Origin of the sequence: Endozoicomonas sp. ONNA2 (assembly GCF_024606365.1) — a bacterium.
GTDB lineage: Bacteria > Pseudomonadota > Gammaproteobacteria > Pseudomonadales > Endozoicomonadaceae > Endozoicomonas.
Genome location: NZ_JAHHPO010000836.1, coordinates 1 through 6,302, shown reverse-complemented (window position 1 = coordinate 6,302; position 6,302 = coordinate 1). Strand labels below are relative to the sequence as shown.

The following is a 6,302-nucleotide window of genomic DNA, read 5'->3' as shown; positions in this document are numbered from 1 at the left end:
GGGGGAATGAGCTTTTCAAGCCTCAAAAACCCGGGGGCCAAAAGGCAGTGCTTTACATCGATTTTGCCAACGTCTGCAAAACAGACTTGAGGGTTTTATCATTGGCTTTCAATGAGCCTCCCAGGTAGGCGAATTCCAGCAGTGACTGGTCAGGTTCCCAGCCCTGGGAAAGACGATAGATAACACCGACCACACCACCACGCTGAGTTCCTCCGACACAGTGGACATATACTGGTCCGGGATGGGTACTGAGCTGCTTAACCATTTGATCTATTTGCTGCTGGCCAAGAGTGGCATTCTTGTCAAAGGACAGGTCAACAACGTGAATGCCCGCGTTCTCCAGCCATTGACGCTCTTTGTCAAAAGAGGTAATCGCAAAGACAGTTTTAATGCCGAGTTCAGCAAGGCTGTGAGCACCATCAATGCTTTCCAGCTCGCCTCCCCGGTAAAAGTGATCATCATAACGAACCAGCCAGGTTTTCAGGCCGTCTCTCTTGCCCAGCACCTCGTAACGCTGATGGTTCCAATCTGCGGCGGCTGGCGGCAGAACGCCGCGAAAACCGGATTCATAAGCCGTAACTTTGTTCTGTTCCCAGTCGCAGGCCTCCTCATGGTCGGCACGGATAGATTGCGAGAAAATGTGAAGTAACACGATTGACAGGGGAAGTACCCAGGGTCGAAGGGACTTGACGAAATACACGATGCTAACCTCAATCATTGTTTGAAAGGGTGCCTGTAAATCTAGCACATTATCAATGATGAGCATGCCGGGATCTCTATGGAGTTTGAGGATTTGAAAGACATCAGCATCAATCACAGTGGGCTGTGCCCGTTTAGCCCGGATATTTCATAAACTGCCCCGAATCTCGCGCAGGACTTCGTCGCTCTAAGGGATTTTGTGAGGGAGCGCCGTACCGGGGAGTACGGTCGACTGAGCAAAACTCCCTCAGAGCGGCAAAGGACAAGCGAGAACGGGAGCACGTTTATGAAATATCCGGGTTAGCAACGTGGTACTGTTAAGCTCAGGTTACGTTGGCGCTTCTGTAACCTGAATCCAGGCGTATAATGGACTCCGTTGGCCAGATGCTCCTGTCACGAGACTATGAGCTTAAGAGTTGTTGGACGACGCTGGATAAAGCCAATTACAGGGATGACCAGATGATAGAGCTGTATGAGGATTACGGAACCAGCGGACAGCATCACAGCGAATTATTTCGCAACTATTCTACAGTCATGTTTAATCAATTCTAATAATTTTCTATAAGCTAAAACCTCTCAGCACAGGCCTTATAAAATACTCAAGCACACTTTTGCTCCCCGTCACAATATCGGTCACCCCTGTCATACCGGGGATCAACAGCAGGGCGTTACTATTACCAGTCAGCACTATTCGAACCCGGTAATAAGGCAGTCCCTTGTCATCATCCAGCGTATCGGCACTGATGGTATCCACCATTCCCTGCAAACTTCCGAAGGTGGCAAATTCATAAGCCGTTAACTTGACCAGCGCCATTTGTCCGGACTGCAAAAAGGCAATATCCGCCGGTTGAATACGGGCCTCAAAAATAAGCGGGTCCTCTGCCGGTACAATCTCCACCACCGTGCTGCCCGGTTGAATAACACTGCCTTCTGTCTGCATCTTTACCGTTTTCACTAACCCATCCACCGGTGCATACAACGCAGCTTTTCGCACCCGGTCCTCCAGGCCCGCCTGCCCCTCCAGCAGTTTACCTGACCGCTCCCGTGTATCCTGCAACTCTTTTTGCACGTCTGCCCGGTAACGGATCACCAGATCATTGCGACGACCAATGGACTCCGTCAATGCAGACTCAAGACGGGCGATCATCAACCGGGCATTGGTCAGCTCCCCCTGAAGTTCATTCGCCCTTCGCTCAAGGTTAATAATCTCTACGCGGGTAATAACGCCATCATCACAGAGGGGTTGCTTGAGCGATAACTCCTCATTGGCAAGCTGTAAGCTTCTGGTCAGCGTTGTTACTTTTGCCTTTAACTCATTCAGTTCCTGCTGCTTCTGAATCACTTGCTGGTCGACAATGGTCACTTGACTTTTCAGGGCCGCCATTCGTTCATTCATCAATGCGGTTTGCTGCCGTACCTGGTGGGGAAAATCTTTTTTATACTGTTCCGGAAAGTCAATATGCCGCTGATCCTCTATGCACCATGAGCCATTTTGTATCTCTACCAGTGCGGATAACTCTGATTCCAGTCTGGCCACAGAGCCCTGCAGGCTCTCCAGTTCAGATTCATTTACCCGAAAAGAGGATTGATAACGGGTTTCATCAATCTGCAAGATCAAATCCCCGGCATGGACAAACTCACCTTCCCTGACATGAACAGATTTCAGGGTTCCGCCATCCAGACTCTGAATCTCCTGAACCCTACTGGAAGGGATCACACGGCCATAGCCGGTGACGGTCTCATCCATCATGGCCAGACAACTCCAGGCAATTATTGCAGCGACCAGAACAACCATCACCCAGATAAACCAACGTGAGGTAACGGTAATATCCATCAACTGGGCCTGTTGCCGGTTACTGGCGGTTAACCGTATCCACTCCGGCCATGATTTTGCCTTCATGCCCGGTGTTCCCTGATATGAACAGGCTGATCAGATACCAGCCTGCCGCCGTCGAGCATGATGACACGGTCAACAACCGACAGCAGACTGCTTCTGTGGGTAATGATCATCAGCGTGACACTGTCCGGCAGGCTTTTGAGTGTCTTCTGCACACGGGCATCCATCAGACTATCCATATGGGCAGAGGGCTCATCAAGAATCAGGATGTCCGGTCTGGATAGCATGGCACGGGCCAATGCCACGGCTCGCCGTTGACCACCAGAGAGTTGTCGTCCACCTTCACCCACCGGGTATTCCAGGGCAGCCAGGGAGTCGCCGGTAAAAAGCGTTACCCCACAGTCCCTGGCGGTAGTCAGCAGATCATCCTCACAGAAACCGGCAGTCCCCATGGTAATGTTATCCATGACCGAACCATGAAATAGCCAGGGTTCCTGGGCCAGAAAGCCTATTTTCCCTCTCAGGGTTGCCGGATGAATATCCCCCTGGGCAATACTGTCCAGAAATACCTGCCCCTGGTCCGGTTGGTAGAGTGCCGCCAGAATACGGGCAAGGGTTGATTTCCCGGAGCCAGAGCGCCCCACTACAGCCACTTTCTCACCGCTGTTGATGGACAGGGACAGATCAGCAAGCGCAGGAATGACACGACCCGGGTAAGAAAACGACAGTTGCCTTAACTCCAGATTCCCCTGAAATTTTTTCACCTCGCGATAGATCGTCCGCTTCCCCTGCTCTTCCGGCGCCCCCATCAACTGGTTTATCACCATAAAAGCACTGCGAGCCTGGTAATACCGTGTGCCCAGCAGTGCCAGTTGCATAAAAGGCGCGATGGCCCTGCCAGAAAGCATCATAATGGCGATCAATGCGCCCATATTCATGCTGCCGGAGCTGATCAAAAGCACGCCGAAATAGACAATGGCAACGGTAGCCAATTGCTGAAGCCAGGTTGCCAGGGCAGTGACATTGCCGGTCATTGCCCGGGTTTTCAGCCCCCAGGTCGCCATATGCCCGGTGGCCTGCTCCCAGCGTTGTTGAAAACGACTCTGTGCACCGGCGAGCCGCAGGCTTTCCAGGCCGGTAATGCTTTCCACCAGATCCCCATGCTTTCGTGCCGAAAGTCGTTCACTCTCTTCGATACTCTGACGGAGCCGGGGTTGGACGGCGGCACTGATAAACGACATAACAACAATAATAAGCAGGGGAATCCACACCAGCTGACCGCCCATCAACCCGATAACCACCAGAAACAGCATGGCAAACGGCAAGTCAACCATGGCTGTCAGCGTGGTGGAGGTGATAAACTCCCGAATCGCCTCAAAGTCCTGGATTTGCCGCGCAAATGTGCCGGTGGCCGCAGGAATAAACGACAGCCGTATGCCCATGATTTTGGCAAACAGCTGACTGGACATCAGCAGGTCAGACTTTTTTGCGGCGATATCAATAAACCGGGTGCGCAGCTGTCGACAGATCAGTTCGAAAGAGATGAGCACCACCACACCGGTGGTCAGCCCATTCAGCGTGGTCAGTGCCATACCGGGAATCACCCGGTCATAGATCAGACGCACGAACAATGGCACTGCCAGGGCAAACACATTGATCAGCAAAGACGCTAACAACACTTCCCGATAAATTCGCCGACCTGCCAGTAACGCCCCCCAGAACCAGTGATCCCGCCAGTCCGGTGGATAGTCCGGATCACGATCATCCTCAACCCTGGCCCGACTGAAAAAGACAATCCGCTGGTCAATATGCTGCAGAAAGTCGTCAGGAGGTAAACGCTCCACTGCCATCCCACGTGTCGGTTGTCGGAACTCTACATACTCTTTGGTAATCTGCACGACAACGATGGGTGACTGGGCCAACCAGACAATACAGGGCAGGCACGATGGTGGACAGCTCTCTGCAAGTGATCCATGGGATACCAGCGCTCGGGTAAAGAGGGTAAGCCCTGCGTTCCCGGCCCCCCGCTCCAGATGTTCCCCGGCAAACCCATCGGGTTGCACGGGCAGACCCGCCAGCACACGGTCGGCAATCACCCTGACCCCATGAAACCTGGCGATCCAGATCAAGCTGGTCAGTAAAGGGCTTTGCGCCATGGCAACTCCATCAGACAGGTTCTGTGCAAGCAAAACTGAGCCTAGAGTAAAAATGTCTCCTCTGCCATTCACAGCCGGACACAGAAAAAATCATCTATTCTTACCCAGACTTTTTTAATTATTGGTTCCTGTCAGTTTTAATTCTCAGATCGCTCACACTGGTTTGCCCGAACCTCACACACAGTCCCACTGCGGGAAAGATCATCTCCGGAATATTTTCAACACTGTTATGAACATGAAGCGTTTTTCCGGTATTTATTATCTTCGATATTGGCTGTCTGCCCTGATGGTTGCTTCCATCATCCCATCAGCAAGCGCTCAAAGTCTGCAAGAAGCGGTCTCTACGGCACTGATCACCAGCCCGAAGCTGCATCAGGCCATGCAAAGAGTGCAGACCCGGGTTCATGAAGAAAGCATCGCCAAATCCGGATTCCTGCCAACATTGGATGTGCAGGGAGGCTCCGGCTATGAATGGACCTCTAACCCAACCACCCGTGCCGGTGGCCCGGCCAGTGATGACAGCCTTCATCGATATGAGTCGTCCATTGCCCTTCGCCAGGTGCTTTTTTCCGGTTTCTCCACAATACACGACAGTAAAAGATCTAAAGCGACCACAGGTTCTGAACAGTACCGGCTGATAACCACCGCTTCCGAGACGGCGCTCAACGTCGCCCGGAGTTACCTGACGGTGATCATGATGGAGCGGGCATTGGCCATGTCCGAACAAAATCTCAAGGTTCACCAGGATATCTACTACAACATTTTCAAACGTTCCGAGTCCGGTGTGCAGAGCATTGCCGACCTCAGCCTGGTCAGTGGCCGACTGGCAGTGGCCCAGTCCAATACCATTGCTGCTGAAAACAATGTACACGATGCCCGTTTCCAGTTTGTCAGGCTGGTGGGTGCGCCCGCCGGTTCTCTGCAGGAACCGCTACCTGCCATGGATTTACTGCCAGCAACGATGGAGCAGGCCGTTCTGTTGGCGGGTAAACACTACCCATTACTCAAGTCGGCGCTGCAGGACAACAACGCGGCAGAAAATGAGTACCTGGCCAACAGGGGACGCTTCTACCCGGAGATCTCCTTTGCGGCAACCCGATCATGGAACTACAACATAAACGGCGTGATCGGGCGTGATGATGATTACCAGCTGATGTTCCATGCCCGCTACAACCTGTTTAATGGTGGCGCTGATTCCGGGCGCCTGAAGGCATCCCTCAGCCGCTGGAACGAAGCGAAAGATATCTACCACCAGGCATTGCTGGATACCCAGGAAGAGGCCCGCCTCGCCTGGGAAGCCCATGATCAGCTCAACAGACAACTGCCGCCATTGCAGAAACACGTCACCTACAGTCTGGATACGGTATCGGCCTACCGGAGGCAATTTGCCTTTGGAGAGCGGGCATTACTGGATGTATTGAATGCCGAGAATGAAAACCTTGAAGCGGAACTGGCATGGAACCGTGCCTGGGCTGCACAGCTTGTTGCATGCTACCGGCTGCTGCATATTACCGGCCGACTGCTTGAGTCGTTAGGACTGACGCTGCCGACGACTTAATAGGTGTAGATCTCGGTGGTCGCCGTATCATATAAAAAACAGACGCTGACTA

The 6,302-nt window shown here is 52.7% G+C and carries 5 protein-coding genes; 2 read left to right on the top strand and 3 right to left on the bottom strand.

The window, feature by feature from the left end:
• Window positions 1-52: 52 nt before the first annotated feature.
• Complete coding sequence (locus KDK14_RS14890) at window positions 53-817, bottom strand: hypothetical protein (RefSeq protein WP_257265960.1); 765 nt, start codon at window positions 815-817, stop codon at window positions 53-55.
• 248 nt (window positions 818-1,065) lie between these two features.
• Here KDK14_RS14890 and KDK14_RS14885 point away from each other — a divergent pair, with 248 nt between their 5' ends.
• A complete protein-coding gene (locus KDK14_RS14885; protein ID WP_257265959.1) occupies window positions 1,066-1,251 on the top strand; it encodes a hypothetical protein in 186 nt (61 codons plus the stop codon).
• A gap of 7 nt (window positions 1,252-1,258) precedes the next feature.
• On the opposite strand, the gene KDK14_RS14880 is transcribed toward KDK14_RS14885, so the two are convergent.
• Both KDK14_RS14880 and KDK14_RS14875 read right to left on the bottom strand, forming a co-directional pair.
• Window positions 1,259-2,599 (bottom strand): HlyD family type I secretion periplasmic adaptor subunit, encoded by a 1,341-nt coding sequence (locus tag KDK14_RS14880; protein ID WP_257265958.1) that lies wholly within the window; start codon window positions 2,597-2,599, stop codon window positions 1,259-1,261.
• The gene (locus KDK14_RS14875; protein ID WP_257265957.1) at window positions 2,596-4,692 is read right to left on the bottom strand and encodes a type I secretion system permease/ATPase; all 2,097 of its coding nucleotides are present in this window, start codon (window positions 4,690-4,692) and stop codon (window positions 2,596-2,598) included. Before KDK14_RS14875 ends, KDK14_RS14880 begins: the two co-directional genes overlap by 4 nt.
• 235 nt (window positions 4,693-4,927) lie before the next feature.
• On the opposite strand from KDK14_RS14875, the gene KDK14_RS14870 reads away from it, so the two are divergent.
• Window positions 4,928-6,250, top strand: coding sequence for a TolC family outer membrane protein (locus KDK14_RS14870; protein WP_257265956.1), 1,323 nt, complete (start codon window positions 4,928-4,930; stop codon window positions 6,248-6,250).
• The last annotated feature ends 52 nt before the right edge of the window (window positions 6,251-6,302 follow it).

Coding starts and splice junctions, on each gene's coding strand:
- KDK14_RS14870 (WP_257265956.1), top strand. CDS start 4,928: ATGAAGCGTTTTTCCGGTATTTATTATCTTCGATATTGGCTGTCTGCC.
- KDK14_RS14880 (WP_257265958.1), bottom strand. CDS start 2,599: ATGAAGGCAAAATCATGGCCGGAGTGGATACGGTTAACCGCCAGTAAC.
- KDK14_RS14875 (WP_257265957.1), bottom strand. CDS start 4,692: ATGGCGCAAAGCCCTTTACTGACCAGCTTGATCTGGATCGCCAGGTTT.
- KDK14_RS14885 (WP_257265959.1), top strand. CDS start 1,066: ATGGACTCCGTTGGCCAGATGCTCCTGTCACGAGACTATGAGCTTAAG.